Origin of the sequence: Pantoea sp. UBA5923, assembly GCF_002431095.1 — a bacterium.
In the GTDB taxonomy this organism is placed as follows: domain Bacteria; phylum Pseudomonadota; class Gammaproteobacteria; order Enterobacterales; family Enterobacteriaceae; genus Pantoea; species Pantoea piersonii.
Window position 1 is genome coordinate 5,958 of the sequence record NZ_DJDN01000038.1, and the last position, 271, is coordinate 6,228.

The window sequence follows — 271 nt, forward strand, 5'->3', positions numbered from 1 at the left end:
CCTGATCAAGGTGCTGACCGGGGTGTACAGCCGCGACGCGGGCACGCTGACGCTGAACGGGCAGACCATTGCGCCGCGCAGCACCGCTGACGCGCAAAAGATGGGCATTGGTACGGTCTATCAGGAGGTCAATCTGCTGCCGAATATGTCGGTGGCTGACAACCTGTTTATCGGCCGCGAGCCGCGCCGCTTCGGCATGGTCGATCGTCGGCGCATGGTGCGCGACGCCGACGCGCTGATGCGCAATTACGGATTTGTTCTCGACGTAACG

General features: G+C 62.7%; 1 protein-coding gene. It reads left to right on the forward strand.

What is annotated here, in order from left to right:
* Nucleotides 1-271 (forward strand): ATP-binding cassette domain-containing protein (locus tag B3797_RS09720; protein ID WP_311790973.1); only part of this gene is annotated, 271 nt, incomplete at both ends.